26 protein-coding genes are annotated in these 26,441 nt (G+C 69.5%); 18 read left to right on the plus strand and 8 right to left on the minus strand.

Translation table 11 applies throughout. From position 1 onward, the window contains the following. Positions 1-5: 5 nt before the first annotated feature. Positions 6-602, minus strand: coding sequence for an ArsR/SmtB family transcription factor (locus WC555_RS06725; protein WP_373252353.1), 597 nt, complete (start codon positions 600-602; stop codon positions 6-8). A 42-nt stretch (positions 603-644) separates the two neighbouring features. After that, the gene (locus WC555_RS06730) at positions 645-1,958 is read right to left on the minus strand and encodes a diguanylate cyclase domain-containing protein (RefSeq protein WP_373252355.1); all 1,314 of its coding nucleotides are present in this window, start codon (positions 1,956-1,958) and stop codon (positions 645-647) included. A gap of 217 nt (positions 1,959-2,175) precedes the next feature. On the opposite strand from WC555_RS06730, the gene WC555_RS06735 reads away from it, so the two are divergent. Beyond that, entirely contained in the window at positions 2,176-3,084 is a 909-nt protein-coding gene (locus WC555_RS06735) for a YihY/virulence factor BrkB family protein (protein ID WP_373252418.1), read from the plus strand. Here the strand turns inward: WC555_RS06735 and WC555_RS06740 are convergent. Both WC555_RS06740 and WC555_RS06745 read right to left on the minus strand, forming a co-directional pair. Then, positions 3,047-3,277 (minus strand): sulfurtransferase TusA family protein, encoded by a 231-nt coding sequence (locus tag WC555_RS06740; protein WP_373252357.1) that lies wholly within the window; start codon positions 3,275-3,277, stop codon positions 3,047-3,049. The two genes, WC555_RS06735 and WC555_RS06740, sit on opposite strands and share 38 nt — an antisense overlap. After that, positions 3,274-3,765, minus strand: a complete 492-nt coding sequence (locus tag WC555_RS06745; protein ID WP_373252359.1) for a CinA family protein — start codon at positions 3,763-3,765, stop codon at positions 3,274-3,276. Before WC555_RS06745 ends, WC555_RS06740 begins: the two co-directional genes overlap by 4 nt. A gap of 83 nt (positions 3,766-3,848) precedes the next feature. On the opposite strand from WC555_RS06745, the gene WC555_RS06750 reads away from it, so the two are divergent. Then, positions 3,849-6,161, plus strand: coding sequence for a fused MFS/spermidine synthase (locus WC555_RS06750; RefSeq protein WP_373252361.1), 2,313 nt, complete (start codon positions 3,849-3,851; stop codon positions 6,159-6,161). Here the strand turns inward: WC555_RS06750 and WC555_RS06755 are convergent. Next, positions 6,158-7,309 (minus strand): bifunctional 2-C-methyl-D-erythritol 4-phosphate cytidylyltransferase/2-C-methyl-D-erythritol 2,4-cyclodiphosphate synthase, encoded by a 1,152-nt coding sequence (locus tag WC555_RS06755; RefSeq protein WP_373252363.1) that lies wholly within the window; start codon positions 7,307-7,309, stop codon positions 6,158-6,160. The two genes, WC555_RS06750 and WC555_RS06755, sit on opposite strands and share 4 nt — an antisense overlap. Before the next feature lie 63 nt (positions 7,310-7,372). On the opposite strand from WC555_RS06755, the gene dusB reads away from it, so the two are divergent. The 7 genes from dusB to WC555_RS06790 all read left to right on the plus strand — a co-directional run bounded on the left by dusB (position 7,373) and on the right by WC555_RS06790 (position 15,953). Next, positions 7,373-8,425: a tRNA dihydrouridine synthase DusB gene (gene dusB, locus WC555_RS06760; RefSeq protein ID WP_373252365.1), complete on the plus strand. Its 1,053-nt coding sequence runs from the start codon at positions 7,373-7,375 to the stop codon at positions 8,423-8,425. Beyond that, the gene (locus WC555_RS06765; RefSeq protein WP_373252367.1) at positions 8,422-10,719 is read left to right on the plus strand and encodes an ATP-binding protein; all 2,298 of its coding nucleotides are present in this window, start codon (positions 8,422-8,424) and stop codon (positions 10,717-10,719) included. The genes dusB and WC555_RS06765 overlap by 4 nt, the downstream gene beginning before the upstream one ends. A 9-nt stretch (positions 10,720-10,728) precedes the next feature. Next, complete coding sequence (locus tag WC555_RS06770; RefSeq protein WP_373252368.1) at positions 10,729-12,144, plus strand: sigma-54-dependent transcriptional regulator; 1,416 nt, start codon at positions 10,729-10,731, stop codon at positions 12,142-12,144. Next, the gene (locus WC555_RS06775) at positions 12,141-13,004 is read left to right on the plus strand and encodes a D-amino-acid transaminase (RefSeq protein WP_373252370.1); all 864 of its coding nucleotides are present in this window, start codon (positions 12,141-12,143) and stop codon (positions 13,002-13,004) included. The genes WC555_RS06770 and WC555_RS06775 overlap by 4 nt, the downstream gene beginning before the upstream one ends. Before the next feature lie 108 nt (positions 13,005-13,112). Continuing rightward, positions 13,113-13,358, plus strand: coding sequence for an RNA chaperone Hfq (gene hfq, locus WC555_RS06780; RefSeq protein WP_055830158.1), 246 nt, complete (start codon positions 13,113-13,115; stop codon positions 13,356-13,358). A 174-nt stretch (positions 13,359-13,532) separates the two neighbouring features. Further along, a complete protein-coding gene (gene hflX, locus WC555_RS06785; RefSeq protein WP_373252419.1) occupies positions 13,533-14,855 on the plus strand; it encodes a GTPase HflX in 1,323 nt (440 codons plus the stop codon). Positions 14,856-14,951: 96 nt separating this feature from the next. Beyond that, positions 14,952-15,953, plus strand: coding sequence for a sensor histidine kinase (locus WC555_RS06790; RefSeq protein ID WP_373252372.1), 1,002 nt, complete (start codon positions 14,952-14,954; stop codon positions 15,951-15,953). A gap of 74 nt (positions 15,954-16,027) precedes the next feature. Here WC555_RS06790 and mazG read toward each other — a convergent pair whose 3' ends face one another. Together mazG and WC555_RS06800 are read right to left on the minus strand one after the other, a co-directional pair. Beyond that, positions 16,028-16,813, minus strand: coding sequence for a nucleoside triphosphate pyrophosphohydrolase (mazG, locus tag WC555_RS06795; RefSeq protein WP_373252374.1), 786 nt, complete (start codon positions 16,811-16,813; stop codon positions 16,028-16,030). Continuing rightward, a complete protein-coding gene (locus WC555_RS06800; RefSeq protein ID WP_373252376.1) occupies positions 16,810-18,183 on the minus strand; it encodes an MFS transporter in 1,374 nt (457 codons plus the stop codon). Before WC555_RS06800 ends, mazG begins: the two co-directional genes overlap by 4 nt. A gap of 217 nt (positions 18,184-18,400) precedes the next feature. On the opposite strand from WC555_RS06800, the gene WC555_RS06805 reads away from it, so the two are divergent. From WC555_RS06805 to ygiD, 4 genes are all read left to right on the plus strand, one after another. After that, positions 18,401-19,282, plus strand: a complete 882-nt coding sequence (locus WC555_RS06805) for a D-alanyl-D-alanine carboxypeptidase family protein (RefSeq protein ID WP_373252378.1) — start codon at positions 18,401-18,403, stop codon at positions 19,280-19,282. Continuing rightward, positions 19,279-19,734, plus strand: coding sequence for a hypothetical protein (locus tag WC555_RS06810; RefSeq protein ID WP_373252380.1), 456 nt, complete (start codon positions 19,279-19,281; stop codon positions 19,732-19,734). The genes WC555_RS06805 and WC555_RS06810 overlap by 4 nt, the downstream gene beginning before the upstream one ends. Positions 19,735-19,853: 119 nt before the next feature. Next, complete coding sequence (wrbA, locus tag WC555_RS06815) at positions 19,854-20,456, plus strand: NAD(P)H:quinone oxidoreductase (RefSeq protein ID WP_373252382.1); 603 nt, start codon at positions 19,854-19,856, stop codon at positions 20,454-20,456. Further along, positions 20,456-21,217: a 4,5-DOPA dioxygenase extradiol gene (ygiD, locus tag WC555_RS06820; protein ID WP_373252383.1), complete on the plus strand. Its 762-nt coding sequence runs from the start codon at positions 20,456-20,458 to the stop codon at positions 21,215-21,217. The genes wrbA and ygiD overlap by 1 nt, the downstream gene beginning before the upstream one ends. Positions 21,218-21,254: 37 nt before the next feature. On the opposite strand, the gene WC555_RS06825 is transcribed toward ygiD, so the two are convergent. Continuing rightward, a complete protein-coding gene (locus WC555_RS06825) occupies positions 21,255-22,814 on the minus strand; it encodes an AMP-binding protein (RefSeq protein WP_373252385.1) in 1,560 nt (519 codons plus the stop codon). A 181-nt stretch (positions 22,815-22,995) separates the two neighbouring features. Between WC555_RS06825 and lipA the strand changes: the two genes are divergently transcribed. The 5 genes from lipA to WC555_RS06850 all read left to right on the plus strand — a co-directional run bounded on the left by lipA (position 22,996) and on the right by WC555_RS06850 (position 26,358). Next, positions 22,996-23,958, plus strand: a complete 963-nt coding sequence (lipA, locus tag WC555_RS06830; protein WP_373252387.1) for a lipoyl synthase — start codon at positions 22,996-22,998, stop codon at positions 23,956-23,958. Positions 23,959-24,073: 115 nt separating this feature from the next. Further along, positions 24,074-24,271 (plus strand): hypothetical protein, encoded by a 198-nt coding sequence (locus tag WC555_RS06835; RefSeq protein ID WP_373252389.1) that lies wholly within the window; start codon positions 24,074-24,076, stop codon positions 24,269-24,271. After that, positions 24,271-24,726 (plus strand): type II toxin-antitoxin system RatA family toxin, encoded by a 456-nt coding sequence (locus WC555_RS06840; RefSeq protein WP_373252390.1) that lies wholly within the window; start codon positions 24,271-24,273, stop codon positions 24,724-24,726. Before WC555_RS06835 ends, WC555_RS06840 begins: the two co-directional genes overlap by 1 nt. Further along, the gene (locus tag WC555_RS06845; RefSeq protein ID WP_373252391.1) at positions 24,723-25,835 is read left to right on the plus strand and encodes an NAD(P)/FAD-dependent oxidoreductase; all 1,113 of its coding nucleotides are present in this window, start codon (positions 24,723-24,725) and stop codon (positions 25,833-25,835) included. Before WC555_RS06840 ends, WC555_RS06845 begins: the two co-directional genes overlap by 4 nt. After that, positions 25,828-26,358 carry a GNAT family N-acetyltransferase gene (locus WC555_RS06850; RefSeq protein ID WP_373252393.1) on the plus strand — a complete coding sequence of 177 codons (531 nt, stop codon included), beginning with the start codon at positions 25,828-25,830 and terminating at the stop codon, positions 26,356-26,358. The genes WC555_RS06845 and WC555_RS06850 overlap by 8 nt, the downstream gene beginning before the upstream one ends. The last annotated feature ends 83 nt before the right edge of the window (positions 26,359-26,441 follow it).

The raw sequence follows: 26,441 nt of genomic DNA on the forward strand, positions 1-26,441 counted from the left end.
GGCGGTCAGTTCCTTGCTGCAGGGGGTTTGGGCGTCGCCGGCCAGGCGGCGGCGGTGAGGCGGTAGCGGCGGCCGGAAGGGGCCGCGTATTTGCGGGCCAGGGCCACGACGGCGGCGCTGACCTCTTCGGTGAAGGCGTCGAAATCGGCGGGGGCGGCGAAGGTGACGTCGGTCTCGACCGTCAGGGTCAGCAGGCGCGATCCTTCGGCGGCCGCGTCCTGACGCATGCGGGCGACGTCGCGGACGATGGTCGAGGCGGTCGAGATCAGATGGTCGGCGGCGTGGCGATCCTGGGCGTCGACCGCATCGGGGTCTGGCGGCGCCTGCATCAGGGCCGGGTCGAAGACATAGTTCTGCGCGGCGACGAACAGGCGTTCGGTGAAGCCGCGCTTTCGCCGTTCCTCAGCCAGCTGGATCAGGCCCGCGGCCTCAAGGGCGCGCAGGTGGTGGCCGATGTTCTGGCGCGGCAACCCCAGTTGCTCCGACAGGCCGGCGGCGGAGGCGGGCTCGGTCAGGGCGGCGAGGATGCGCCGGCGGATGGGCGCCAAGGCCAGAAGCGCGGTGTCGAGGTCGTCGAGCAGGGCTGATGGACGCGATGTCATGGCGCGAACCTGCATTAGACAAATCAGATTGTCAAATGAGCGTCAGGCGTGCGACCGCACATCCTTTGAGGCCCGTTCGAGGACGGCTGCGGGGGATTCCCCCGGCGCGATCTCGGCCACGCCGACCTCGAACTCGACCACGAAGGGCGAGCGGTCGGGGCCGGCGTCGAAGGCGGTGCAGCCGATCACGGCGGCGATCCGGTCGGCGGCGATCCGTCCGGAAGGGCCGCGGGTCGCGGGCAGGGCGAGGGCGAAGACGTCGGGCGACAGGCGGGCCGCCGTATCCTCGGTGCGGATCAGGCGCGAGACCATGGCGCCGATCTGGGGCAGGGCGCGGTCCAGCCAGCCGCCCTTGCGAGCCTCGGCGACCGCCTCGGTCTCCGACACGCGCAACACGGCGACCGAGAGAGGGCGGCGGCGCAGTCGGGCGCCCTCGGCCACGCGGGCCAGATGGCTGGCGAACAGCGGGGGGGTGAACAGGCCGGTGGCGGGATCTGTCAGACCCGAGCCGCGCGCGCTTTCCAGCGCCCTGCGGATGGCGACGTGGCGGCGGTGGGCGCGGGCGAGGGCGGCGATCCGCTCGGCGGTTTCGTCCTCCGGCGTGTCGGCGGCGGCGACATCGGCGAAGCCGCGATTGTAGAGTTCGGCCAGATTGATCTCGCCGGCGCCGCGCAGATAGAGCACCGCGGGGATGTGGTACAGGCGGGTGTTCCGCTTCATGCCCGAGGCGATCGAAAGCGCGGGCGCGTGATCCTCGGCCCCCCACAGCACGGCGGCGTCGAACGGCTTTTCGTGCAGGTAGTCGAAGGCGGTGTAGGGCGTCGGCGCGGCCACGACCTCGCAGCCGCGCTCGGTCAGGGCGTTGGACAGGGCGAGGAAATGCCGGTCGGGCTTGCCGGCCGCCAGCACCCGCAGCGGGGTGGCGTCGGTGTCTGTCAGGGGCAGGGGCTGGCCGCGCGCGGCGAAGGTGGCCTCGCGCAGGCTGACCTCTTCCTCGGCGATGGCGGAGCGGATGAGATTTTCCAGACGCAGGGCGGCCTGTGCGGCATGCGGCGGGTTGGACATGGCGATGTCGGCCACACCCGGCGGCCAGGCCGCGGTTTCGGCGCCGATGGCGAGGACGGGCAGGCGGCGGGGGAACACGGTCTGGCGCAGGGCTCCGACGCCCTCGGCCGAGTCGGGCAGGCGGGCGTCGAGGATCACGGCTTCCAGCGGCCAGTCGATCAGGGTTTGTATGGCGCCGGCCAGCGACCGGGCCGTGACCGTGCGCCAGCCGAGGGCGTCCAGCCCCTGACACAGCGGGCCGATCAGGTCGTCGTCAGGAGCGACGACCAGAATGCGTGGATCGGAACCCAAGGTCGATGTCTCCAGCCGCGCCAGCCCCCTGACGCGGTTTCAATGGCGGCGGACCATAGCGACGGTCGGCGGCTGTAGGCAACGGGTCGGGGGCCGCTATCCGCAGCGGCGCTTTCCCCCGGGCCGAATTGCGGTAGAAGTGCGGGCTTCAACGGTTGTGGGGACCGGCTTGCAAGCCAGATCGGATATTGAAGACGCCGCGCGCTGGGCCACGCCCATGCTGTGGGGGCGGCTGGCGGTCAAGGCGTTCACGCGCAGCTGGGGCCGCGACGTGATGCTGTACACGGGCGGGGTGTCGTTCTTCGCCCTGCTGGCGGTGTTTCCGGCCATCGCCATCCTGATCGGCTTCTACAAGGCGGTGCTGTCCATCGCCCAGGTCAGCGAACAGGCGGCGGCCCTGGCCGACGTCATGCCGACGGCGGCGCGGGCCATTTTCATGGCCGAGATCGAACGGCTGGCCAATGCGTCGGCCCGGACGGTGTCGGCCCAGAGCTTCTTCGCCGTGGTCATCGGCGGCTACGCCGCGCATCGCGGCTTCAAGGCCCTGCTGGCCGGCCTGAACCTGATCCACGACGAGACGGAGCCGCACGGCTTCTTCAAATTCAACCTGCTGGCCTTCTTCGTCGCCCTTGCGGCCTTCCTGCTCTTCACGGTGGTGTCGGGCGCGGTGGTGACCTCGCGATTGCTGGAGCACGCCGGTCCGGTCGCGGACGGGGCGCCGTCATCCGGCATCGCGCTGGACGGGCTGTGGCCGGCCCTGGGGCTCGCGATCGGCCTGACCATGCTCTACCGCTACGCCATGTCGCACCGGACCCCGGTGGCCTGGGCGCCGTCCATCGCCGGGGGACTGGTGGCGACGGTGATGTCGACCGTCTCGTCCTGGCTGTGCGCCATCTATGTCGAGCAGATCGCACCGTTGGGCGCCACCTACGGCTCGGTCGGCGCGGTGGTGGTGCTGCTGATCTGGCTGTCGTGGAACGTCAACGCCATCTTCTACGGCGGCGCCTTCGCCACGGAGATGGAGATCGCGGCGCGGTCGCTCGGCGCGCCCGAAATCGAACCGGACGAGGCCCTGCCCGAGAGCGTGGTCAATCTGTCGGAGCGGCGGGCGTCTCGACCACGATAGTCAGGACGCCGTCCGCCTCATCGACCGAAACGACGCGGCCGCCCAGACCGGTCATCAGATGCGGCACGTCGATGCGGGCCATGGGGTCCGTGGCCAGCAGGGTCAGGCGCGCCCCGGCGGGAGCCGCGCGCATCGCCTTCTGAAGCTTCAGGCTGGGGGTCGGGCAGCGATGGCCGCGGGCGTCGACGATCATGCGCCGATCCGGTCCAGCAGCAGGCGCAGGGCGACGCGGACGCTTTCCAGACGGATCCCCTCGCGGCCGAGGTCGCCGAAGCGATGTTCGGCATGGATCACCCCGGACGGGCCCGAGGCGGCGAAATGGACGAGGCCGACGGGCTTGGCGGCCGAGCCTCCGCCCGGGCCGGCGACGCCCGTGACCGCGACAGAGACCCGGGCCTCCGACCGGCGGACGGCGCCCTCGGCCATGGCGCGGGCGACGGGTTCCGAGACGGCTCCCTGGTCCTCGATCAGGTCGGCGGGAACCCCCAGCATCTCGCTCTTGGCGGCGTTGCTGTAGGTCACGAAGCCCCGGTCCAGCACGGCGGAGGAGCCCGCGATCGCCGTCAGGGCTCCCGCGACCAGGCCGCCGGTGCAGCTTTCGGCCGTCGCCACCCTGAGGCCGCGCGCGACGGCCGCGTCGACGACCTGCCGGGCCAGTATGACAATATCGTCGGGGAACATCGGGCGGGGCCTTCCGAAGGGACTGCGAGTCGGTCCAGGGTGGGCCAAAGCGCCCGGCTGCGGCGCCAGCATACGGGGCGGGCATGAGCGACACCACCGGGGGCCGGGACGTTGATGTGGGCGCGCCGGGAACGCCCGCCGACCGGCTGACGCCGCTGCTGTTCGCCCTGGCGATCTTCACCTCGGCCTCGCTGGTGTTCGTGGTCCAGCCGATGGTGACCAAGCTGGTCCTGCCCATGCTGGGCGGATCGCCGGCGGTTTGGAACACGGCGATGGTCTTCTTCCAGACCGCGCTGCTGGCCGGCTACGCCTACGCCCACGTGTTGCAGAAGGTCGGGTCGATCAAGACCCAGGTGGCGATCCATCTGGCCCTGCTGCTCGCCGCCGCCCTGTTCCTGCCGCTGCGCGTCAACGGCTGGCTGGGCGATCCCGATCCGTCGGCGCCGGTCCTCTGGCTGCTGGCGACCCTGGCCCTGTCGGTCGGCGCGCCGTTCGCGGTGCTGTCGGCCACGGCGCCGTTGTTGCAGGCCTGGTATGCGCGGGTCCGGGCCGGCCACGCCGACGGCAGGAATCCCTATGTGCTGTACGCCGCCTCGAACCTCGGCAGCTTCCTGGCCCTGCTGTCCTATCCGGTCCTGATCGAGCCGCTGGCGACCCTGTCGGGCCAACGGTGGGGCTGGAGCGGCGGCTATGTCGCCTTCATGCTGATGATCGTCGCCCTGGCCTTCGTGGTCTGGAGCCGACGGCTGGACCGCAGCGCGGAGCCGGCCCGGCTGGCGCCCAGCCCGCCGATGACGCTGCGCGAGAAGGTCATCCTGGTGCTGCTGGCGGCCGCGCCGTCCAGCCTGATGCTGGGGGTGACCTCGCACCTGTCGACGGACGTGGCGTCCGCGCCCTTCCTGTGGGTGGCCCCTCTGGCCCTGTATCTGCTGACCTTCGTCATCGCCTTCCAGAACAGGCCGTGGATTCCGCTGGGCGCCACCCTGCCGATACAGGCCGCCATCGGGGCGGTCTGCGTCCTGACGGTGGCCTTCCGCTCGTCCAACTGGAGCATGGCCTTCGCCATTCACCTGACCGCCTTCTTCTTCGCGGCCCTGATGTGCCACCAGCTGCTGGCGGCGCGGCGGCCGGCGCCGGACCGGCTGACGGAATTCTATCTGCTGATGTCGCTGGGCGGCGTGGTCGGCGGCGCCTTCACCGCCCTGGTCGCCCCGGTCATCTTCAACATGGTCTGGGAGTATCCGCTGGTTCTGGTGCTGGTCGGGCTGGCGCGACCGTGGGGCAAGGGTCCGCTCAACCCGACCCAGACGGGCCTGCTGGTGGCCGCCGCCCTGATCGCCGCCTCTCCGGTGCTGCTGTCGCTGTGGCTGAACAGCAATGATGGAGCGCGGGCCGCCTTCTATGCGACCTCGCCGTTCCAGATGGGCCAGCTGGCCATGATCATCCTGCTGCCGGCCGCCATCTGCGCCTTCCTCGTGCGGGGCCGGGCGCTGGCCTTCACCGCCATCCTGCTGATGATCACCCTGTCGTCGCAGTGGATCGCGCGCGGCTATGACTGGAGCTATTCGGGCCGCAGCTTCTTCGGCGTCATGCGGGTGGCCAATGCGCCGGACCCGCGACTGGGCGGCGACGTCCATGTGATGATGCACGGCACGACCCTGCACGGCGCCCAGGCGCGTGACCCGCGCTTCGACTGCGTGCCGACCCTGTACTACGCGGCCGCGACGCCGATCGGTCAGGCCGCCGAGATGGTCGAGGCGCGGGGCCCGGCCCGGATCGGCGTGGTCGGCCAGGGCTCGGGCGCCATGGCGACCTACAAGCGGGCCGAGGATTCGATGACCTTCTTCGAGATCGATCCGATGGTCGACCGGCTGTCGCGCGATCCCGAGTGGTTCACCTATATCTCGAACTGCGCCGTGGGGCCGATCGACACGGTGCTGGGAGACGCGCGGCTGACGCTGGCGAAACAGCCGGCGGGGTCGTTCGACCTGCTGATCATCGACGCCTTCTCGTCGGACGCCGTGCCGACCCACCTGCTGACGGCCGAGGCCATCGCCGGCTATCTGAAGCTGCTGAAGCCGAACGGCGTGGTGTTGCTGCACCTGTCGAACCGCAACCTCGACATCACCCTGCCGGCCGTCGCGGCGGCGCAGGCGCTGGGCAAGGCCAGCCTGCACCAGATCTACTACGAGGGGGATTCGACGCCCGAGATGGCCGAGGCCTCGACCGAGGCCCTGATCCTGTCGCCGACGCCCGAGGGGCTGGCGGACTTCCGCGCCGATACGCGCTGGAAACAGCCGCTGCCGACGACCGTGCGGCCGTGGACCGACGACTACGTCAATCTGTTCGGCTCGCTGTGGCGCAGCATGTTCCCGCCGGCGGAGCGGCCGCTCTAGGCCGGCAGTTCGATCGTCGCCAGGGCCTGGGCGGCGAGGCCCTCGCCGCGGCCGGTGAAGCCCATGGCCTCGGTGGTCGTGGCCTTGACGCTGACGGCGTCGAGCGGAAGCGACAGGATGTCGGCGAGGCGCTCGCGCATGGCCTGACGATGCGGCTTCACCTTGGGCCGCTCGCAGATCAGGGTCACGTCGACATTGACCAGCCGGCCGCCGCGCGCCGTCAGCCGTTCGACGGCGTGGATCAGGAACAGGTCGGATGACGCGCCCTTCCACCGCGGATCGGTGGGCGGGAAGTGGTCGCCGATGTCGCCGTCGCCCATGGCGCCGAGAATGGCGTCGGTCAGGGCGTGCAGGCCCGCATCGGCGTCGGAATGGCCGATCAGGGTCTGGTCGTGGGGAATCTCGACGCCGCACAGCCACACGGATGTTCCCGGCCCCCAACGGTGGGCGTCGAAGCCCTGACCGACGCGGATCTGGCGGGGAATGAGCGCTTCGGCCATGGCGAAATCCTCGGGGAAGGTCAGTTTCATCAGGCGCGCGTCGCCCTCGACGATGCGGACGCGGCCGCCGGCGCGCTCCAGCACCGCGGCCTCGTCGGTGGCGGGTTCGGCGTCCGGCCAGGCGGCGTAGGCCTCGACGATGGCCTGATAGCGGAAGGCCTGCGGGGTCTGGGCGCGCCACAGGCCGTCGCGATCCACACCGCCCGCGACAAGTTCGTCCGCCGCCCGGCGCAGGCTGTCGGCCACAGGCAGGGCGGGCAGGGCGCCGTCGGCCTCATCGAGCGCCGCGATCAGGCGGCGGATGACGGGGGCGTCGAGGAAGGGGCGGGCGGCGTCATGGATCAGCACGGGGCGCTCCCCGGGACCGCCGAGCGCCTGCAGGCCGCTGCGGACCGAGGCGGCGCGCGTATCTCCGCCCGTCGCGAGACGCCAGCCGGAGAGGCCGGCCAGCGCCGTTCGGGCCTCGGCTTCGGAACCGGCGGAGACCACGACCACGACGTCCCTGGCCCCGGCCTTCAGCAGGGCCTCGACCGACCAGCGCACGACCGGCTTGCCGCCGAGGGCCCGCCATTGCTTGGTCCCTCCGGCGCGGGAGCCGGAGCCGGCGGCGACCACGATGGCGGCGAAGAGGAGCGAGGGCGTGGTCATCCCGGCCTTCTAATCGCCGCGGTTGCGCTTGACGAGGGGCCGCGACGGCGCGGAAAGGGTCCGATGGCTGCAGGCATACAGATCGGCGACGTGTGGGTGCCCGGACGGGTGCTGACCGCGCCCATGACCGGGATCACCGACCTGCCGTTCCGGCGGCTGGCTTCGCGGCTGGGCGCGGCCTATGTCGCCACCGAGATGGTGGCCGCCGCCGAGCTGGCGCGGGCCCGGCCCGACGTGGTGCGCCGCGCGGCCGTCGGCGAGGGGCTGCCGCTGACCGTGATCCAGCTGGTCGGCCGCGATCCGGGCGCCATGGCCGAGGGCGCGCGCATGGCCGAACAGGCCGGCGCCGACATCATCGATCTGAATTTCGGCTGTCCGGCCAAGGAGGTCACGGGCTCGGCCTGCGGCTCGGCCCTGATGCGGACGCCCGAGCTGGCCTGCCGGCTGATGCAGGCGGCGGTCGAGGCGACGTCGCGGCCCGTCACCGTCAAGATGCGGCTGGGCTGGGACGACGCGCATCGCAATGCGCCCCTGCTGGCGAAGCGGGCCGAGGAGATCGGCGTGCGGGCTGTCACCGTGCATGGCCGGACGCGGGCGCAGTTCTACACCGGGCAGGCGGACTGGACGGCGGTCGGCGAGGTCAAGGCGGCTGTGGGCATTCCGGTCATCGTCAACGGCGACATCCTGACCGCCGACGACGCCCGCGAGGCGCTGCGCCAGTCGGGCGCCGACGCCCTGATGCTGGGCCGCGGCGTCTATGGGCGGCCGTGGCTGGCGGCGCATATGGAGCGGGCCCTGGCCGACGGGACGGTGCTGCTGGAGCCGGGGCGGGACGAGCGGCTGCACATCGTCATCGAACATCTGCGGGCCTCGGTCGCCTTCTACGGCCTGCCGCTGGGCCTGAAGATGTTCCGCAAACATCTGGGCTGGTACATCGAACAGGCGCCGTGGCCCCGGGATCCGCTGGAGCGGCGGACGGCGAAATCCCGGTTGTGCCGCCTTGAAAGCCCCGAGGATGTCGAGCGCGAACTGGCGCTGCTGTGGCGGCCAGTGACGCATTCTGGCAACCACCCTGTTGATATTCCGCCACAGCTGGCGGAAGCTGCCGCTGTATGACGGACACACCTCCCGCCGATGCAGAAACCGGACCCGCCGCGGATCGACGCGGCGTGGGTCGCTGGTTCGCCGGCTGGTCGGAGGAGCGGCGCCGAAACACCTTCCTTGTCGTCTACACCCTCGCCTTTCTGATCACTGTCGCCGCCATCTGGCTGGTGGCCGTGGCTCCGGGCAGCAGCGGCGAAGGCGCGCGGGCGACCGCCAGCCAGGCGGTGCTGGTCATCCTCGGCGCCAATCTGTTGCTGATCGGAGGGCTGGCGATCGTCGTGGGACAGCGGGCCCTGTCCCTGTTCCGCCGCCGCACGGATGCAGGCGCGCGCCTGCACCTGAGGTTCGTGACCCTGTTCTCGCTGGTGGCCCTGGTGCCGGCGGTGCTGGTCGCCCTGGTGTTCGGGGTGCTGGTCAATCGCGGCGTGGACCAGTGGTTCAGCGACAATGTCCAGTCGGCGGTCAAGAACGGCGCCCTGATCGGCGACGCCTATCTGGAAGATGTCTCCGAGGAGATGGACGGCGATCTGCGGGTCATTTCCGACCAGTTGGTGGGGGTCCGGCCCCTGTTCGAGAACCGCATCCAGTTCTCCGACGCCCTGACCCAGATCGCCGACCTGTTCGGCTATCCGGCCATCTACATCCTGGGGCCCGAGGGCGAGGTTCTGGCCAGCGGCGAAGCGCCGGGCGCGCCGGCCTTTGTCGCGCCGCCGCGCGTCGTGCTGGAGGCGGCTGCCGAGGGCGGAGAGCCGCCGCAGGAGGTCACCGAGCATCCGGACGCCGTGCGGTCGCTGATCGCCCTGCCGACCTACGGCGACGCCTATCTGTACCTCGTCCGGCCGCTCCAGGACGGACTGATCGCCCAGATGCGCAACGGCGAGGAATCGATCATCGCCTATCGCGAAGCCGAGCAGAGCCGGCGGCGCATACAGGCGGCCTTCGCTCTCAGCTATTTCGAGACCGCCCTGCTGGTGCTGGTCGGCGCCATCTGGCTGGGCATGGGCGCGGCCAGCGCCATCTCCGGCCCGATCGGCCGGCTGGCCGAGGCGGCCGACCGGGTGGCCGGCGGCGACCTGACCGCGCGCGTGGACGCCGCCGATGGTCCCGGCGAGATCAAGACCCTGTCGGCCGCCTTCAACCGCATGACCGGCGATCTGGAGGCGCAGCAGGCCGCCCTGCGCGCCGCCAGCGAGGAGGCCACCGGCCGGAGCCGGTTCATCGAGACCGTCCTGTCAGGCGTGTCGGCGGGCGTCATCGGCCTCGACAGGATGCGCCGCGTCTCGGTCATCAACGACAGCGCGGTCGAGCTTCTGGCCATCCGCGACGCGGACATCATCGGCCGGCCGCTGGGCGAGGTGTCGCCCGAACTCAGCGAACTGGCGGGCCGGGCCGAGGCCCACATCGAGGAAGAGATCGACGTCAGCCTGGAAGGTGAAACCCGGCGGCTGCGCGTCCGCATCGAGGGCGGCGTGGGCGGCGAGATGGTGCTGACCTTCGACGACATCACCCGCCTGGTCACGGCCCAGCGCAACGCCGCCTGGCGCGACGTGGCGCGGCGGATCGCGCACGAGATCAAGAACCCCCTGACGCCGATCCAGCTGTCGGCCGAGCGTCTGCGGCGGCGCTATCGCAGCCAGGTCGTGGATGACGTCGAGGTGTTCGACCGCTGCACCGAGACCATCATCCGCCAGGTCGGCGACATCGGCCGGATGGTGGACGAATTCTCGTCCTTCGCCCGCATGCCGGCGCCGCGCTTCGCCGCCGTCGATCCGGCCGAGCTGCTGCGCGAGGCGGTCTTCGCCCAGCGCGTGGCGGCGTCCGACATCGGCGTGGAGCTGCTGGAGCCCCTGCCCAGGGCGGTGCTGCACGCCGACCGGCCCATGATCGGCCAGGCCCTGGCCAACATCCTCAAGAACGCCGGGGAGGCCGTGGCCGCGCGCCGGGCGATCGCTCCTCGTGAGGGCGACGGCGACCGTCCGGGCATTTCGGCGCGGTTGTCCGTCGAAGATGAGACGGCGACCTTCGTTATCGAGGACGACGGCATGGGCCTGCCGCCGAAGGATCGCGACCGCCTGACCGAACCCTATGTGACGACGCGCGAGAAGGGCACCGGCCTGGGTCTCGCGATCGTCAAACGCATCTGCGAGGAACACGGCGGCGAGCTGAAGCTGGCCGATGCGGAAGCCCTGTCGGGGGCGCGCGTGTGCCTGATCTTCCCCCTGAAATCCCAACCCAAATCGACCGGCGCCGCCGGGGCGAAGGATGCGAAAGCGTCCCGGTCCCCGACTGTTCCGGCCGCCGAATAGCGAGGCGATATGCGATCCACGGGAGCCGATATTCTGGTCGTCGACGACGAGGCCGACATCCGCGAGCTGGTTTCGGGCCTGCTCGAGGACGAGGGCCACGCCGTGCGCGTGGCCTCCAACTCGGACGAGGCCTTGGCCGCGATCCGGGCGAGGAAGCCGTCGCTGGCGCTGCTGGACATCTGGATGCAGGGCGGCGGTCTGGACGGGCTGGAACTGCTGGACGTGATCAAGGAGCTGGATCCGGACCTGCCGGTGGTGATGATCTCGGGCCACGGCAACATCGAAACGGCGGTCACGGCCCTGCAGCGCGGGGCCTATGACTTCATCGAGAAGCCGTTCAAGTCCGACCGTCTGGTGGTGGTGGTGCAGCGGGCGCTGGAGGCGACCTCGCTGAAGCGCGAAAACCGCCGGCTGCGGGCTCAGGTGGCGGCCCCGACCGGCTTCATCGGCCGGTCCGCGGCGGCCCAGGCGCTGCGCACGACCATCGCCAAGGTGGCCCCGGCCAACAGCCGCGTGCTGATCTCGGGCCCGCCGGGATCGGGCAAGGAACTGGTCGCGCGCCAGATCCACGAGGCCAGCGCCCGGTCCAGGGGGGAGTTCGTCGCCATCGCCGCCGCCGGCATGACGCCGGAACGTCTGGACCTCGAACTGTTCGGGGAAGAGGGCGTCGACGGCCGTCCGCGCAAGATCGGCGTGTTCGAACGCGCCCACAACGGCACCCTCTATCTGGACGACGTCGGCGACATGCCGCGCGAGAGTCAGAGCCGGGTGCTGCGCGTTCTGGTCGAGCAGCGCTTCCGTCGCGTCGGCGGCGAGCAGGACGTGCAGGTCGACATTCGCGTGGTCACCTCGACCTCGCGAGACCTGAAGCAGGAGATCGCCGAGGGCCGGTTCCGCGAGGACCTGTTCCACCGGCTCAATGTGGTGCCCATCCGGGTGCCGGCCCTGTCCGAGCGGCGCGAGGACATCCAGGAGCTGATCGACTATTTCATCGACACCCTGTCCTCGTCCCAGGGCCTGCCCAGGCGGCGGATGGGCGACGACGCCATCGCCGTGCTGCAGGTGCATCCGTGGCCGGGCAACGTCCGCCAGCTGCGCAACAACGTCGAACGGCTGCTGATCCTGGCCACCGGCGACGTCAATGAGCCGATCAGCGCCGACATGCTGCCGCAGGAGGCGACCAACGCCAATTCCACCGGCACCCTCGGCGGCGAACGCATCATCGCCCTGCCGCTGAGAGAGGCGCGCGAGGTGTTCGAGCGGGAATATCTGGCGGCGCAGATCATGCGCTTCGGCGGCAATATCTCGCGCACCGCGGCCTTCATCGGCATGGAGCGGTCGGCCCTGCACCGGAAGCTCAAATCACTGGGCGTGTCGCCGTCGCGCGGCGGCGAAGAGGATATCGAAGAGGTCATCGAGGCATGAGCCGCGTCGCCTATGTCAACGGCCAGTACCAGCCGCACGGTCAGGCCGTGATCCATGTCGAGGATCGCGGCTTCCAGTTCGCCGACGGCGTCTACGAGGTCTGGTCGGTCTTCGACGGCCGCATGGCCGATTTCGAGGGCCATATGACGCGGCTGCACCGCAGCCTGAACGAACTGCGCATCGACATTCCGATGACCCGCGAGTCCCTGACCCGGGTGCTGCAGGAAACCATCCGACGCAACCGGGTCCGCAACGGCATCGTCTATCTGCAGATCACGCGGGGCACGGCCCGCCGGGACCATCCGTTCCCGGCCGAGGGCACGCCGCCCAGCGTCGTCGTGACGGCGAAGTCGATCAGCGCCGACCGAAGCGAAGCCACGGCCAAAAAGGGCGTCGCCGTCGTCACCGTGCCCGACATCCGCTGGGGCCGTTGCGACATCAAGACCGTCGGCCTTCTGGCCAACGTCCTGGCCAAGCAGCAGGCGCGCGAGCGCGGCGCCTATGAGGCCTGGATGGTGGACGAAATGGGCCTGGTCACCGAGGGCTCATCGACCAACGCCTGGATCGTCGACGAACACGGCAAGCTGCGCACGCGCGACACCCAGGCCAACATCCTTAAGGGGATCACGCGTACGGCGATCATGGCGCTGATCGAGGAAGAGGGCGTCGAACTGGACGAACGGCCGTTCAGCGTCGATGAGGCCAAGCGGGCGAAGGAGGCCTTCTTCACGGCCGCCGGGGCCTTCGTCATGCCGGCGGTGTCGATCGACGGGGTGAAGATCGGAAACGGCAAGCCGGGTCCGATCACCACCCGTCTGCGCACCCTGTATCTGGATCAGGCGCGCCGCGACGCCATCTAGGCGTTGCGGCCCCGCGCGGGCGGCGTCTAAGGTGAGGGGCCGGACATCCGATCCAGCCCCGCGCCGCTCCCTCGGCCGGAGAACAAGCAAGAACAGGCTGAACCTGCCATGTCGCAAGACAAGTCCAAGAACCTTCAGGACACCTTCCTCAACAGCGTCCGCAAGACCAAGACGCCGCTGACCATCTTCCTGGTCAACGGGGTCAAGCTGCAGGGCATCGTGACCTGGTTCGACAACTTCTGTGTGCTGCTGCGCCGCGACGGCCAGTCGCAGCTGGTCTACAAACACGCCATCTCGACCATCATGCCGTCCGCGCCCGTGCAGCTGTACGAGCCGGAGGCCGACGAGGACTGACCGGCCTTCCGTCCTTTCGACCGTCACCCTCGGGCTTGACCCGAGGGTCAGACGTGGTGCGGCTGTGCGTGAGGGATGGCCCAACGGCCATCGACTTCCTATCTGTCGATGAGCACCACAACATCCCATCCTCGCGTCAAGCCCGAGGATGACGGCGTAGAGAAAGCCCGAGACCTGACCGCCAAACATATCGACCACGCCGTCCCCCTGATCCGGGCCGTCGTCATCCATCCCGAACGCTCCGATTCCGGCGCCAGCGAGAGCTCGCGCCAGTCGGTCGAGCGGCTTGAAGAGGCCGTCGGCCTGGCCCGGGCGCTCGACCTCGACGTGCGGGCGGAAGAGATCGTGCGCATCCGCAAGGTTACGCCCGCCACCCTGTTCGGCTCGGGCAAGGTCGAGGAGCTGGCCGCCCTGGTCCTCGCCGCCGAGGCCGAGGCCGTCGTCGTCGACGACGACCTGTCTCCCGTGCAGCAGCGCAATCTGGAAAAGGCCTGGGACTGCAAGGTCATCGACCGCACCGGCCTGATCCTCGAGATCTTCGGCCGCCGCGCCCGGACCAAGGAAGGCCGGCTGCAGGTCGAACTGGCGCGGCTCGACTATGAGAAGTCGCGCCTCGTCCGGACCTGGACCCACCTTGAGCGGCAACGCGGCGGCACCGGCTCGACCGGCGGTCCCGGCGAGACCCAGATCGAACTCGACCGCCGCCTGATCGCCGACCGCATCGTCAAGCTGAAGGTCGAACTGGACGAGGTGCGCCGCACCCGCGGCCTGCACCGCAAACAGCGCCAGAAGGTCCCGTTCCCGACCATCGCCCTGGTCGGCTACACCAACGCCGGCAAGTCGACCCTGTTCAACCGGCTGACCGGCTCGGACGTGGTGGCCAAGGATCTGCTGTTCGCCACCCTCGACACCACCCAGCGCACCATCCGCCTGCCGCAGGGCCGGCCGGCGATCGTGGCCGACACCGTCGGCTTCATCTCCGACCTGCCGCACGAACTGGTCGAGAGCTTCCGCGCCACGCTGGAGGAGGTGGGCGAGGCCGACCTGATCCTGCATGTCCGCGACATCGCCTCGGCCGACAGCGAGGCCCAGTCGAAGGACGTCGAGGCGGTGCTGAAACAGATCGAGACGCCGGAGGGCAAGACCCGCCGGGTGCTGGAGGTCTGGAACAAGATCGATCTGCTCGACGAGGACGTCCGCGAGGCGGTGCTGGGCCAGGCCGAACGCCTGTCCCGCGACGGCAAGGCGGTCGCGGTCTCGGCCTGGACCGGGGAGGGGATTGAACCCCTGCGCGAGACCATCGCCGGCCTGATCGACGACGACCCGGAGACGGAACTGGTGCTGGCTCCGTCACAGGGCGAGGCCCTGGCCTGGCTGTATGAGAACGGTCGGGTCACCGGCCGCGAGACGGACGATCAGGGCCGCACCCATGTGACCGTGCGGCTCCACCCGGCGGCGCTGGGGCGGTTCGAGCGGCAGTTCTCCGCGACCGGCTAAGGCGCGCGTGCGCCGCGGCCCCGGCCTGTGCTAGAACGGCGCGCTCACCGGGGTTTACGCGGTTTCGCGTGACACGGTTGAGCCTGGACCCCCCGAATGTCGAAGTCGAAAGCCGCGACGTCCAACTGGGACGTCGCCGACCTGCAACGGGGCCTTGAGGCCGCCGGGGTGGCCCTGTGGTCGTGGAACGTCGACGACGACACCTTCGCCATGGACGAGGCGGCGTTCGGGCTCTGGGGCATGACGGTCCGGCCCCACGTCACCTTCGAGGATCTCTCGTCCCACATCCATCCCGCGGACCGGGACCGGGTGCGGGCCGCCTTCGCCGCCACCCGCGCGGTGGTGGGGCCCTATGAGATCGATTTCCGCATCCTGGTCGACGGCGATGTCCGCTGGGTCTCCGCGCGGGGACAGGGCGACGACCTGGGCATGGTCAGCCGCAAGATGTTCGGCATCTTCATCGACGTGACCGGCCGCAAACAGGCCGAGGAAGGCCATGAACTCCTCGCCGGCGAGATGAGCCACCGGGTCAAGAATCTGCTGGCCATCGCCTCGGGCCTGACGGCCATCACCTCCCGCTCGGTGGATACGACGACCGATATGGCGCGGGAGTTGACTCAGCGCCTGACCGCCCTCGGCCGCGCCCATGACCTCGTTCGCCCGCTGCCCGGCGAGGAGGGCAAGGCGGCGCTGCTCGGCGACCTCCTGTCGGTCCTGCTGGCCCCCTATGACGACCTCGGCGCCTTCAGCGGCCGCATCCGGGTGTCGGTGCCGCGCATGGGGGTGGGCGAGCAGGCGGCCAACGCCCTGGCCCTGATCGTCCATGAACTGGCGACCAATTCGCTCAAATACGGCGCCCTGTCCGCCGAGACGGGGACCCTGGACGTCTCCTGCTCGGCCCACGACACCGAGCTGGTGATCGCCTGGACGGAACAGGGCGGCCCGCCGGTGCAGCCGCCCGAGGGGCCGGGCGGCTACGGCAGCCAGATGGTCGCGCGCGCCATGGCCCGCCAGCTGGACGGCGCCATCGAGAAGGACTGGGCGGAGCAGGGGCTGGTGGTTCGCTTGCGGATGAACAAGGACCGGGTCGCCCTGTAGCGGGCGTCAGGCCGCCGTCCCCCTCCCCGCTCCGCGGGGAGGGGGACGGCGAAGCGGTGGAGGGGCGCTGCCGGTTACCGTCGCTCCGCCGCCTTGGCCGCATCCCACAGCTCGTCCATCTCGGCCAGGTCGGACTGCTCCGGCGACCGCCCGTCCTTCGCCAGTTCCGCCTCGATGAAGCCGAACCGCCGGACGAATTTCGCGTTCGCCCCGCGCAGGGCGTCCTCCGGCTCGACCCCCAGTTTGCGCGCCAGATTGGCGACCACGAACAGCAGGTCGCCGACCTCGTGGCGGGCCTTGTCCAGGTCCCCGGCGGCGATCTCGACGCGCAGTTCGGCGACCTCCTCATGCAGCTTGTCGAACACCTCGTCGGTCGAGGGCCAGTCGAAGCCCACGCGGGCGGCGCGCTTCGTCAATTTCGCCGCCCGCGCCAGCGCCGGCAGGCCGACGGGCACGTCGTCCAGCGCGCCGTGCTGGGCCTTCGCCTTGCGCTCTCCGGCCTTGATATCCTCCCAGCGCGCCTTCTGGGCCGCGCCGTCCGCCTTGGCGGCCTCGTCGCCGAAGACATGCGGATGGCGGCGCTCCAGCTTGTCGGCGATGGCGTTCGCCACGTCGTCGAAGGCGAACAGCCCCTGTTCCTCGGCCATGCGGGCGTGGAAGACGGTCTGGAACAACAGGTCGCCGAGCTCGGACTTCAGCTCGTCCATGTCGCCGCGCTCGATGGCGTCGGCGACCTCATAGGCCTCCTCGATCGTATAGGGGGCGATGGTGGCGAAGGTCTGCTCCACGTCCCACGGGCAGCCGCCGTCCGGGTCGCGCAGCTTCGCCATGATGCCGGTCAGACGGTCGATGGGCGTCATGCGGGCTCCATCGCCGCGCCGTCGCGGGCTTCCAGCGCCTTGCGGATTTCGTCATGGCGGGCCGGCGTCAGCGGATAGCCCTTCAGCACCAGGGCGGCGGCGGCGAGCAACAGGCCCGGCACGAGGATGAAGAGGATCTGCAACGTCAGCAGCGCGCTCTCGCTGTTGCCCCCGGCCGCCGGAATGGCGCGGAAGCCGACCCACTGCAGGATCAGATAGGGGATCAGGGCCACGACGTGCCCGATCTTGGTGGTGGCCGACAGGATGGAGAACATCAGGCCGGTGCGGTCCACGCCCGTGTCCAGCCGCACCTCGTCGCCCGCGTCGGCCATCATGGCCCGCAGCAGGAACAGGCCGGCGGCGTAGGGCAGGCCGGCGATGAACATGGCCGTGGCCGTCAGGGCGAAATTGCCGCCCGGGACCAGGGTGGCGCCGACATAGAAGACCGCGAAGATCAGGCTGGCCGTGGCCAGGGCCTTGTCCTTGCCGATCTTCGTGGCCAGCCAGGCCCAGACCGGCGCGCCCACCAGTCCGGCGACGAAATAGAACAGCATGAACAGCGAGGCCTGGGTGTGGTCGTAGCCCTTGATCTGGCCGAAGAAGAAGAACAGCAGCGAGCCGGTGATGCCGGGCGCCACGCCCAGCAGCAGGTCTGCGAACAGCAGCTTGCGCACCGTCTTGCGGCCGAACAGGGCCAGATAGGCCCTCGGCCCGCCGTGCGGAGCCGCCCCGGCGTTGACCGGCTCGGGCACGACGAACATGGCCAGGCCGATGGTCACCGGCAGGGCGATCATGATGGCCCAGCCCATGATGCGCACGCCGGCGGCGTAGTCGCCGAGGCCGGTCTTCACCACCACCGTCGGCAGGATCAGGATCAGGATCACGCCGATGATGTTGAACACCTGCCACCAGCCATAGACGCGGCTGCGCTGGTCGTATTGCGGCGCCAGCACCGAGGCCCAGCCCAGCTGGCCCAGGGTGCCGATCGAGAAGCCGAGGTAGAGCACCAGCAGCCAGCCGAACAGATAGGCCGCGCCCGCCCCGGGCTGGACCAGGACGAACATCATCAGGGCCGACAGCATCAGGATCGGCGTCGAGATCGCCATCCACGGGCGGTAGCGGCCCCATCGGGTCTTCGTTTTGTCCATGCCCCAGCCGATGAAGGGGTCGAAGACGATGTCGATCAGCCGCACGGCCATGAAGACGGCGGCGACCACGCCCAGCTCCAGCCCGACCCAGGTGGCGTAGAATTCGGGCAGGGTCACGGGCAGGGCGACGCCGAAGGCCGCCAGCGGCAGGCAGGGGCCCGAGAAGGCCGCCAGAATGGCGTTGGAACGGCGGGCCGGAGCGGCCTGGGCGACGTCGGTCATGACGGATCCGTGGGCGACGGCCCTGAGTCGGCCGGCCGCTCACCATGCCGGTTTTTCCGCCGCTGCGCATGGCCCGGAATCAGGTCCCGGATATCGCGCCTGTCGACGATATCGAGGCGCCCGATGTCGCGGTTATCGACGGTGAATTGTCTCGGTCGCCGACCGTCATTCCGACATGCCCCTTGCCGTCAACCGCCAGGTCAGGCTTCCTTGGCGGATGGGCGCGTTCCGCATCATTCTGAGCCTGCTCTTTCTGTCCGTCGCGACCGCGCTGGCGCCCGCCCGCGCCATGGCCCAGTCAGGCCAGGCCCAGGTCTGCGACGCCGATCCCATCGAATGGGCCGGGCCGGCCCTCGCCAACAGCCTGTCCTGGCAACGCATGGAGTGGACGCCGTTCGGTCCGACCGAACACGGCTGGGAGACCTATCTGCCGCTGATCCAGCAGGAGCTGGGCATCGACTGCGCGCCGAACTCGCCGGTGTTCGCCCGGCGGCTGGCCGAGTTCCAGATCGCCCACGGCCTGGCGCCCACCGGCTGGTTTGACGCGGCGACCTTCCAGACCTTCCGCGGCCTGTGGCAGGAGCGGCGGCCCTTCATCATGGCGCGGGTGCGCGAGGAGCCGTGCCCGGAGCCGCCGCCGTTGTACCAGCTGGGCTATCTGGTCGAATCGGAAGAGCACGCGGACCGGCTGACCCGGCTGCTGCGCCGCGACGTGCTGGACGCCTATCGCCGGCTGGTTCAGGCGGCGCGCGCCGAGGTTCCCGAGGTCGCCCGCAATCCCGAGTTGCTGCAGATTTTCTCCGGCTTCCGCGATCCGGAAGCGGACGCGGCCCGCTGCGCCGCCTCGGGCAATTGCGACGGGCTGAGGCGGGCGGTGTGCTCGCCGCACCGGACCGGCACGGCCGTGGATCTCTATGTCGGTCAACTGCCGGGTCTGGGGGTCGATGACACCTCGGAGGCCAGCCGGCTGCATATGAGCCGGACGCCGACCTATCGCTGGATGGTCAGGAACGCCGGGCGGTTCGGTTTCACCCCCTATGTCTATGAGCCCTGGCACTGGGAGTGGGTCAGTCCGACCGGCAGCTACGCAGGGCCATGATCCGTGGACTGACGATCGCCGAAAAGGCGCTGGCCGAACAGGCGTTCGGCGCTGCCCTGGGCCTCGCTGCGGTCCGCTTCCTGCGATCCCCCTGGCCGTTCGACCGGGCCTTCGTCGCCGGACGCTGGTTCGGCCGGGACTGGATCGTCTGGCCGGGCCGGAGCCTGCCCCCGGATATCGCCCGCGCGCCGTTGCGGCTGCAGGCGACCTTCATTCACGAGCTGACCCATGTCTGGCAGGCGCAGCAGGGCGTGAACCTGCTGACGGGCAAGCTGAAGGCCGGCGACCGGCCGTCATCATACCAGTATCCCGTCGGCATGGACTGCGCGTGGGGCGATCTGAATATCGAACAGCAGGCCATGGTGGTCGAGGACCGGTTTCGCCTGACGCGGGGTCAGCGCACCCCCGCCGACCACGCCTTCTACGACCGGATCTGTCCAATCGGCCGATAGGTCGGAACGGGGGCGCCCCCCGCCGGTTTCCTTGAGGCGGCCTTGCGGCGGCGCGCCAACCCCCTATATCAGCTACAGACACTGTTGCGGAACGGTGTCGCATACTCATGGGAGGCTTCATGCCCCGGATTCTGGTTCTTTATCATTCCACCTACGGCCACATCGAAGCGATGGCCGAAGCGGTCGCCGAGGGCGCGCGCTCGGTCGATGGCGCGGTGGTGGACATCAAACGCGTGCCCGAGCTGGTGCCCGAGGAACTGGCCCGGGCCAGCGGCTACAAGCTGGATCAGGCGGCGCCGATCGCGACCGTGGGCGATCTTGAAAACTATGACGCCGTGATCGTCGGCGCGGGCACCCGGTATGGAACCGCCGCGTCGCAGATGCGGAATTTCTGGGACCAGACCGGCGGCGTGTGGATGAAGGGGGCGCTGGTCGGAAAGGTCGGCTCGGCCTTCACCTCGACCGCCACCCAGCACGGCGGGCAGGAGACTACCCTGATCGGCCTGATCCAGACGCTCCTGCACCACGGCATGCTGGTCGCCGGCCTTCCCTATGCCTGGGCCGGCCAGTCGCGCATCGACGAGATGACCGGCGGCTCGCCCTATGGCGCCACCACCATCACCGGCGGCGACGGCGCGCGAATGCCCAGCGAGAACGAACTGGAGGGCGCGCGCTTCCAGGGCCGCTACGTCGCCGAGACGGCGAAAAAGCTGGTCGGCTGATGCGCCAGCCGGCCGTCTTCTTCGGTCACGGTTCGCCGATGAACGCGCTGGGCGGCCCCTATGCGGACGTCTGGCGCGCGGTCGGCGAAGCGATCGGCAAGCCGGAAGGCGTGGTCATGGTCTCGGCCCATTGGGAGACGGAGGGGCTCGGCGTGACCGCGCAGCCCCATCCCGCGACCATCCATGACTTCGGCGGCTTTCCCGACGCACTGCGGGCGATGCAGTACCCGGCGCCGGGTTCGCCCGGGCTGGCGGCGCGCGTGTCGGAACTGACCGGGGCGACGCCGACGACGCAATGGGGTCTGGATCACGGGACCTGGTCGGTGCTGGCCCACGTCTGGCCCGAGGCCGACGTACCGGTGGTGCAGCTGTCGCTGGACCGCCGGCTGGACGCCCAGGGGCATTTCGATCTCGGGCGCAAGCTGTCGGCCCTGCGCGACGAGGGCGTGGTGATCGCCGGCTCGGGCGACTTCGTCCACAATCTGCGGACCTGGAAGCGGGCGGGCGGCGAGGCCTATGGCTGGGCCTCGGGGTTCAACGAGGCGGTCAAGGCGGCGCTGGTCCGCGGCGACGACGCCGCCCTGATCAACTGGGTGGATCTGGCCGGGGACGCGCAGATGAGCGTGCCGACCGACGAGCATTTCCTGCCGCTGCTGTACGTCGCCGCCCAGCGGCTGCCGGGCGACGACGTCAGCTTCTTCAACGACGTCATCGAGGGTGGATCCATCTCGATGACCGGGGTGCGGATCGGTCAGGCCTAGGGCGGTCCGCAAGCCGTCTCCGCCGGCCCGGTGACGATCACGCGGCCTTGTCGATCTCCGCCATCTGCTGGATGCGGACATAGTCCGTCTTGCCGGTGCCCAGGACGGGCACCTCGACCACGCGCAGGATCTTCTTGGGCACGGCCAGTTCCGGGGCGCCGTGACTGCGGGCCCATTCCGCCAGACGCGCGACGTCGGCGTCCTTGCGGTCGGTGACCAGCACCAGCTTCTCGCCCTTGCGGCTGTCCGGGATGGAGACCACCGCGTGGCGGGCGTCGGGCCAGACCGCGCTGGCCAGCCCCTCCACGGCCGTCAGGGACACCATCTCCCCCCCGATCTTCGCGAACCGCTTCACCCGGCCCAGGATCGAGACATAGCCGTCCTTGTCGATGTCGACGATGTCCCCCGTGTCGTGCCAGCCGCCCGCCAGCGGGTCGATGGACATCGGATCGTCGGTCGACAGATAGCCCCGCATGACATTGGGACCGCGCAGATAGAGCCGGCCGCCGTCGAGAATGCCGTCGACGGGATCGATGCGCCATTCCAGGCCCGGCATCATCTGGCCGACGGTGCCGGGACGGTTGCGGTCGGGATGGTTCACGGCCACGACCGGGGCGGCTTCGGTGGCTCCATAGCCTTCCAGCAGCTTCAGACCATGGAAGCGGGTGTTGAACAGGTGATGGGTCTCGTCGCGCACCCGTTCGGCCCCGGCGACGACGAACTTCAGGGTGGCGAAGTCGTCGGCGGCGGCGACGCGGGCGTACTGGTTCAGGAAGGTGTCGGTGGCGAACAGGACCGAGGCGTTCACCTGCGGCAGCAGTTCGACGATCTGCTTGGCGTGAAGCGGCGAGGGGTACTGGAAGGCTTTCAGCCCCTGAAGGATCGGCAGCAGCACGCCCCCGGTCAGTCCGAAACAGTGGAAGGTCGGCAGCGGGTTGAACATGACCCAGTCGGGGTTCAGGTCGATGTGCTGGGCCACCTGACGGCAGTTGGCGACGAGGTTCCACTGGCTCAGAACCACGCCCTTCGGCGCGCCAAAGCTGCCGGAAGTGAACAGCACCACGCCCGGAGAGGACGGCTCGGTCTTCACGCGGAAGCGTTTGGGCATCATCCCGGCCATCAGGCCGTACAGCTTGTCCTGCAGGCCGATGGTTTCGCGCACGTCATCCAGCCAGACGATCTCGGCGACCGTGCCCAGGTCCTCGACCAGGTCGTCAAGCTTGGCCTGGGTGATGAAGCGCTTGGCGGTCAGGATCTTCTTCACGCCTGCGGCCTTGATCGCCGCCTTGATATTGGCCTCGCCCGAGGTGAAATTCAGCATCACCGGCACCCGGCCGTGGGCGTGAAGGCCGTAATAGGTGACGACCACGCCCATGCTGGACGGCAACAGGATGCCGACCCGCTCGGAAAGCTCGGTCATGGCGGCGATCTTGCGGCCCAGGACGAAGGCGGCGCGGATCAGACCGGTGTAGGTGAGGGGCTTGCGGTCCTGGTCTTCCAGGATTTCCTTGTCGCCGTACGTCTCGCGGGCTGCGATCAGGGCGTCGAAAATAGTCTGCTCGCCGGCCTTCATGTCCAGGGGTACGCGCAAAACCATCCTCCGTCGGGCGCGGTTGGTCCCGGCCCGTTATGTTGAGCGCGCAAACTAGGGCGGCGAAGGCTTGTTGAAAAGATACGTTACCTTGCGTGAGGCCCGGGCGTGAGATTTTGGCCTGCCTTGCCTTCGCCGCGTGGAAGGACGACATAGCGGCTTCGCACAGCCCGGAGCCCGCGTCGCCTTGGTCACGCTGATCGACACCCTGAGGAAGACGCCGGCCGAGTTGCGTCACCCGGAAAAGCAGAACCGCCCGGAAACCGCCGTGCTGAAGAAGCCCGACTGGCTGCGCGTCAAGGCGCCCGGCTCGGGCCAGTACAATGCGACAAAGGCCATCGTGAAGGACAAGGGTCTGGTCACGGTCTGCGAGGAGGCGGCCTGTCCGAACATCGGCGAGTGCTGGAGTCAGAAGCACGCCACCCTGATGATCATGGGCGACACCTGCACGCGGGCCTGCGCCTTCTGCAACGTCAAGACCGGCCTGCCGCAGCCGCTCGATCCGGAAGAACCCGCGAAGGTTGGGATGGCCGTGGCGGAGATGGGTCTGAACCACGTCGTGATCACCTCGGTCGATCGGGATGACGTCTCCGACGGCGGCGCCGCTCACTTCGCCGAAGTGGTGCGCCAGATCCGCCTGCAGGCCCCGAACACCACCATCGAGATCCTGACCCCCGACTTCCTGCGCAAGGACGGGGCGGCCGAGGTGATGATCGACGCTGCGCCGGACGTGTTCAACCACAACCTCGAGACCGTGCCGCGGCTCTATCTGAAGATCCGGCCGGGCGCCCGCTACTTCCACAGCCTGCGCCTGCTGCAGATGGTCAAGGAGCGCGACCCCAACCAGTTCACCAAGTCCGGCATCATGGTGGGCCTGGGCGAGACCCGCGAAGAGGTCATGCAGGTGATGGACGACATGCGTTCCGCCGGCGTCGACTTCATCACCATCGGCCAGTACCTGCAGCCGACCCGCAAACACGCCGCCATCGACCGCTTCGTCACCCCGGACGAGTTCAAGGCCTATGAGGCCATCGCCCGGGCCAAGGGGTTCCTGATGGTGTCCTCCTCGCCCCTGACCCGCAGCTCGCACCACGCCGGCGACGACTTCGCCCGGCTGAGGGCGGCGCGGCTGGCGCAGACCGGACGGTGAGGGCGACGTGCCGCTGTCTCACCCTCGGTCCGAGCCGTCTAATCCAAGTCTCGGGAACCGCCCCTTCTTCATTCTTGGGCTCGCATTCGCGGGTGTGAACGTGATTTTGGTCACCATGCTGGCCATCAGCGTTTTGAGACTGCTCGACAATCCCCTTTACGTACGTTCGACTGCAATCATCAGCGGGATTGCGGTCTTGGCGGTCGTGCTGCGGCTAGCGCGACGTACGGCGCTCGCCAACATCGTGATCGGCCTTCAATTCGTGATCTCCATCGTGCTTCTGACGGACGGTTTGGACGGCGTCGCGTATTAATGGCGACCCACCGCGTCACGAAAATCCTGCCCTATACGCCCGCCCAGCTGGCCGCGCTGGTCGCCGACGTGCGCGCCTATCCCGAGTTCGTGCCCTGGGTCACCGCCATGCGGACCTGGAGCCCGCGCGAGGAGGCGCCTGGCGTGTCGCTGCTCGACGCCGAGGCGGCGGTCGGCTTCTCCTTCCTCAAGGAGCGGTTCTCGACCTGGGTGCGGCATGACCGGAACCGCGACGTGGTCGAGGTGGGCCTTATCCGCGGCCCGTTCAAACACCTGAACAACCGTTGGGAGTTCTTCCCCGACCCCAAGGGCGCGCGGGTCGAGTTCTTCATCGACTTCGCCTTCAAGTCACGACTGCTGGACGGCGTGCTGCACGCCAATTTCGATCGCGCGGTCGGCAAGCTGATGCACTGTTTCGAGGCCCGCGCGGCCAGCCTCTATGGTCCGAAGGCGTGAGCTTCGACTTCGACGCGACGGTGGTCGGCGCCGGCGCGGTCGGCCTGGCCTGCGGCCGGGCGCTGGCCAGGCGCGGCCTGTCGGTGCTGGTGCTGGAGAAGGAGCCCCACATCGGCCAAGGTGTGTCGTCGCGCAATTCCGAGGTCATCCACGGCGGCCTCTACTATCCGACCGGCTCGCTGAAGGCGCGGTACTGCGTCGCGGGCCGACGGCTGCTCTACGCCTTCCTCGAGAGCCACAAGGTCGACTTCCGCAAATGCGGCAAGCTGGTCGTCGCCACCGAAGAGACCGAGGTGGCGCGCATCGAAGCCATCTTCGAACAGGGCGTGACCAATGAGGTCGAGGGGCTGGATCACCTGACCGGGCCCCAGGCCCGGGCGCTGGAGCCCGGCCTGAACGCCCACGCGGCCATCCTGTCCCCCGAAAGCGGCGTCTTCGACAGCCACGGCTACATGCTGGCCTTGCAGGGCGAGATCGAGGACGCCGGCGGGTCGGTGGTCGTCTCCACCCCGTTCGAACGCGCCGAGCCTCTGCCCGGCGGCGGCTTCACCCTCACCGCGGGCGGGGAGGGCGGGGCGACCCTGACCACCCGGCTGCTGGTTGCGGCCCCCGGCCTCGGGGCCCAGGACGTGGCGGGTCGAATCGCGGGCTATCCCGTCGTCCGCATCCCCGCGGGCCATTTCGGCAAGGGCGTCTATTTCCGCCTGACCGGCAAGGCCCCGTTCGAGCGGCTGATCTATCCGCCGCCCATTCCCGGCGCCCTGGGCACCCACTACCGCAAGGATCTCGGCGGTCAGGCCGTGTTCGGGCCCGACCTCGTCTATGTCGAGACCGAGGACTATTCGGTCGATCCGGCCAAGGCGGGCGAGTTCGAGCGCTATATCCGTCGCTTCTGGCCCGGCCTGCCCGACGGGGCTCTGTCGACCGACTACGCCGGCATCCGGCCCAAGCTGCACGGACCGGGCGAGCCGCAGCCGGACTTCCAGCTGCGCGGTCGCGATGATCACGGGATCGCGGGTCTGGTCGCCCTGTTCGGCATCGAGAGCCCGGGCCTGACCAGCTCCCTTGCGATCGGCGAGGCGGTCGGCGACATGCTGGGCCATGACTGAGATCGACATCCGCGACGCCGTCCCGGCCGACATTCCCGCCCTGCACCGCCTGATCGAGAGCGCCTATCGCGGGAAGGCCTCGCGCGCCGGCTGGACCACGGAGGCGGATCTGCTGGACGGCCAGCGCACCGATCCCGAAGACCTGGCCGGGATCCTCGCCGATCCGAAACAGGCCCTGCTGTCGGCGTGGCGCGGCGAAGAACCCGTCGGCTGCGTCCTGATCGCCGACCGGGGCGAGGGGACGGGCTATTTCGGCATGCTGTCGGTCAGCCCGACCTTGCAGGGCGGCGGTCTCGGGCGCCGGCTCGTCGAGGCGGCCCATGCGGCCGTGGCGGATCGATTCGGCGCCCGACGGGTGCGAATCTCGGTGTTTCCGCAGCGCGAAACCTTGATCGCCTGGTATCAGCGACTGGGCTATCGCCTGACCGGAGACACCCTGCCGTTCCCCTATGGCGAACCCCGGTTCGGCCTGCCGCGGCGCGACGATCTGTACTTCCTGGTCATGGAACGCGCCCTCGATTGAGCCGCGCCGCGACATGCCTTGAAATCGCCCGCGGCTTCATGCATAAGCCCGCCCTCGCTGGCGGCTCTTTCTCGGGCCGCCGC

The organism is Brevundimonas sp. (assembly GCF_041648615.1).
Lineage (GTDB): Bacteria > Pseudomonadota > Alphaproteobacteria > Caulobacterales > Caulobacteraceae > Brevundimonas.

Excerpts from the sequence above, each read along its gene's own strand:
- ygiD (WP_373252383.1), top strand. The coding sequence starts at position 20,456 with ATGCGCCAGCCGGCCGTCTTCTTCGGTCACGGTTCGCCGATGAACGCG.
- WC555_RS06840 (WP_373252390.1), top strand. The coding sequence starts at position 24,271 with ATGGCGACCCACCGCGTCACGAAAATCCTGCCCTATACGCCCGCCCAG.
- dusB (WP_373252365.1), top strand. The coding sequence starts at position 7,373 with ATGGCTGCAGGCATACAGATCGGCGACGTGTGGGTGCCCGGACGGGTG.
- WC555_RS06735 (WP_373252418.1), top strand. The coding sequence starts at position 2,176 with ATGCTGTGGGGGCGGCTGGCGGTCAAGGCGTTCACGCGCAGCTGGGGC.
- WC555_RS06835 (WP_373252389.1), top strand. The coding sequence starts at position 24,074 with ATGCTGGCCATCAGCGTTTTGAGACTGCTCGACAATCCCCTTTACGTA.
- wrbA (WP_373252382.1), top strand. The coding sequence starts at position 19,854 with ATGCCCCGGATTCTGGTTCTTTATCATTCCACCTACGGCCACATCGAA.
- WC555_RS06775 (WP_373252370.1), top strand. The coding sequence starts at position 12,141 with ATGAGCCGCGTCGCCTATGTCAACGGCCAGTACCAGCCGCACGGTCAG.
- WC555_RS06750 (WP_373252361.1), top strand. The coding sequence starts at position 3,849 with ATGAGCGACACCACCGGGGGCCGGGACGTTGATGTGGGCGCGCCGGGA.
- WC555_RS06745 (WP_373252359.1), bottom strand. The coding sequence starts at position 3,765 with ATGTTCCCCGACGATATTGTCATACTGGCCCGGCAGGTCGTCGACGCG.
- WC555_RS06740 (WP_373252357.1), bottom strand. The coding sequence starts at position 3,277 with ATGATCGTCGACGCCCGCGGCCATCGCTGCCCGACCCCCAGCCTGAAG.
- WC555_RS06725 (WP_373252353.1), bottom strand. The coding sequence starts at position 602 with ATGACATCGCGTCCATCAGCCCTGCTCGACGACCTCGACACCGCGCTT.
- WC555_RS06825 (WP_373252385.1), bottom strand. The coding sequence starts at position 22,814 with ATGGTTTTGCGCGTACCCCTGGACATGAAGGCCGGCGAGCAGACTATT.
- WC555_RS06755 (WP_373252363.1), bottom strand. The coding sequence starts at position 7,309 with ATGACCACGCCCTCGCTCCTCTTCGCCGCCATCGTGGTCGCCGCCGGC.
- WC555_RS06800 (WP_373252376.1), bottom strand. The coding sequence starts at position 18,183 with ATGACCGACGTCGCCCAGGCCGCTCCGGCCCGCCGTTCCAACGCCATT.
- WC555_RS06805 (WP_373252378.1), top strand. The coding sequence starts at position 18,401 with ATGGGCGCGTTCCGCATCATTCTGAGCCTGCTCTTTCTGTCCGTCGCG.
- WC555_RS06850 (WP_373252393.1), top strand. The coding sequence starts at position 25,828 with ATGACTGAGATCGACATCCGCGACGCCGTCCCGGCCGACATTCCCGCC.
- WC555_RS06765 (WP_373252367.1), top strand. The coding sequence starts at position 8,422 with ATGACGGACACACCTCCCGCCGATGCAGAAACCGGACCCGCCGCGGAT.
- mazG (WP_373252374.1), bottom strand. The coding sequence starts at position 16,813 with ATGACGCCCATCGACCGTCTGACCGGCATCATGGCGAAGCTGCGCGAC.
- WC555_RS06810 (WP_373252380.1), top strand. The coding sequence starts at position 19,279 with ATGATCCGTGGACTGACGATCGCCGAAAAGGCGCTGGCCGAACAGGCG.
- WC555_RS06790 (WP_373252372.1), top strand. The coding sequence starts at position 14,952 with ATGTCGAAGTCGAAAGCCGCGACGTCCAACTGGGACGTCGCCGACCTG.
- hfq (WP_055830158.1), top strand. The coding sequence starts at position 13,113 with ATGTCGCAAGACAAGTCCAAGAACCTTCAGGACACCTTCCTCAACAGC.
- WC555_RS06770 (WP_373252368.1), top strand. The coding sequence starts at position 10,729 with ATGCGATCCACGGGAGCCGATATTCTGGTCGTCGACGACGAGGCCGAC.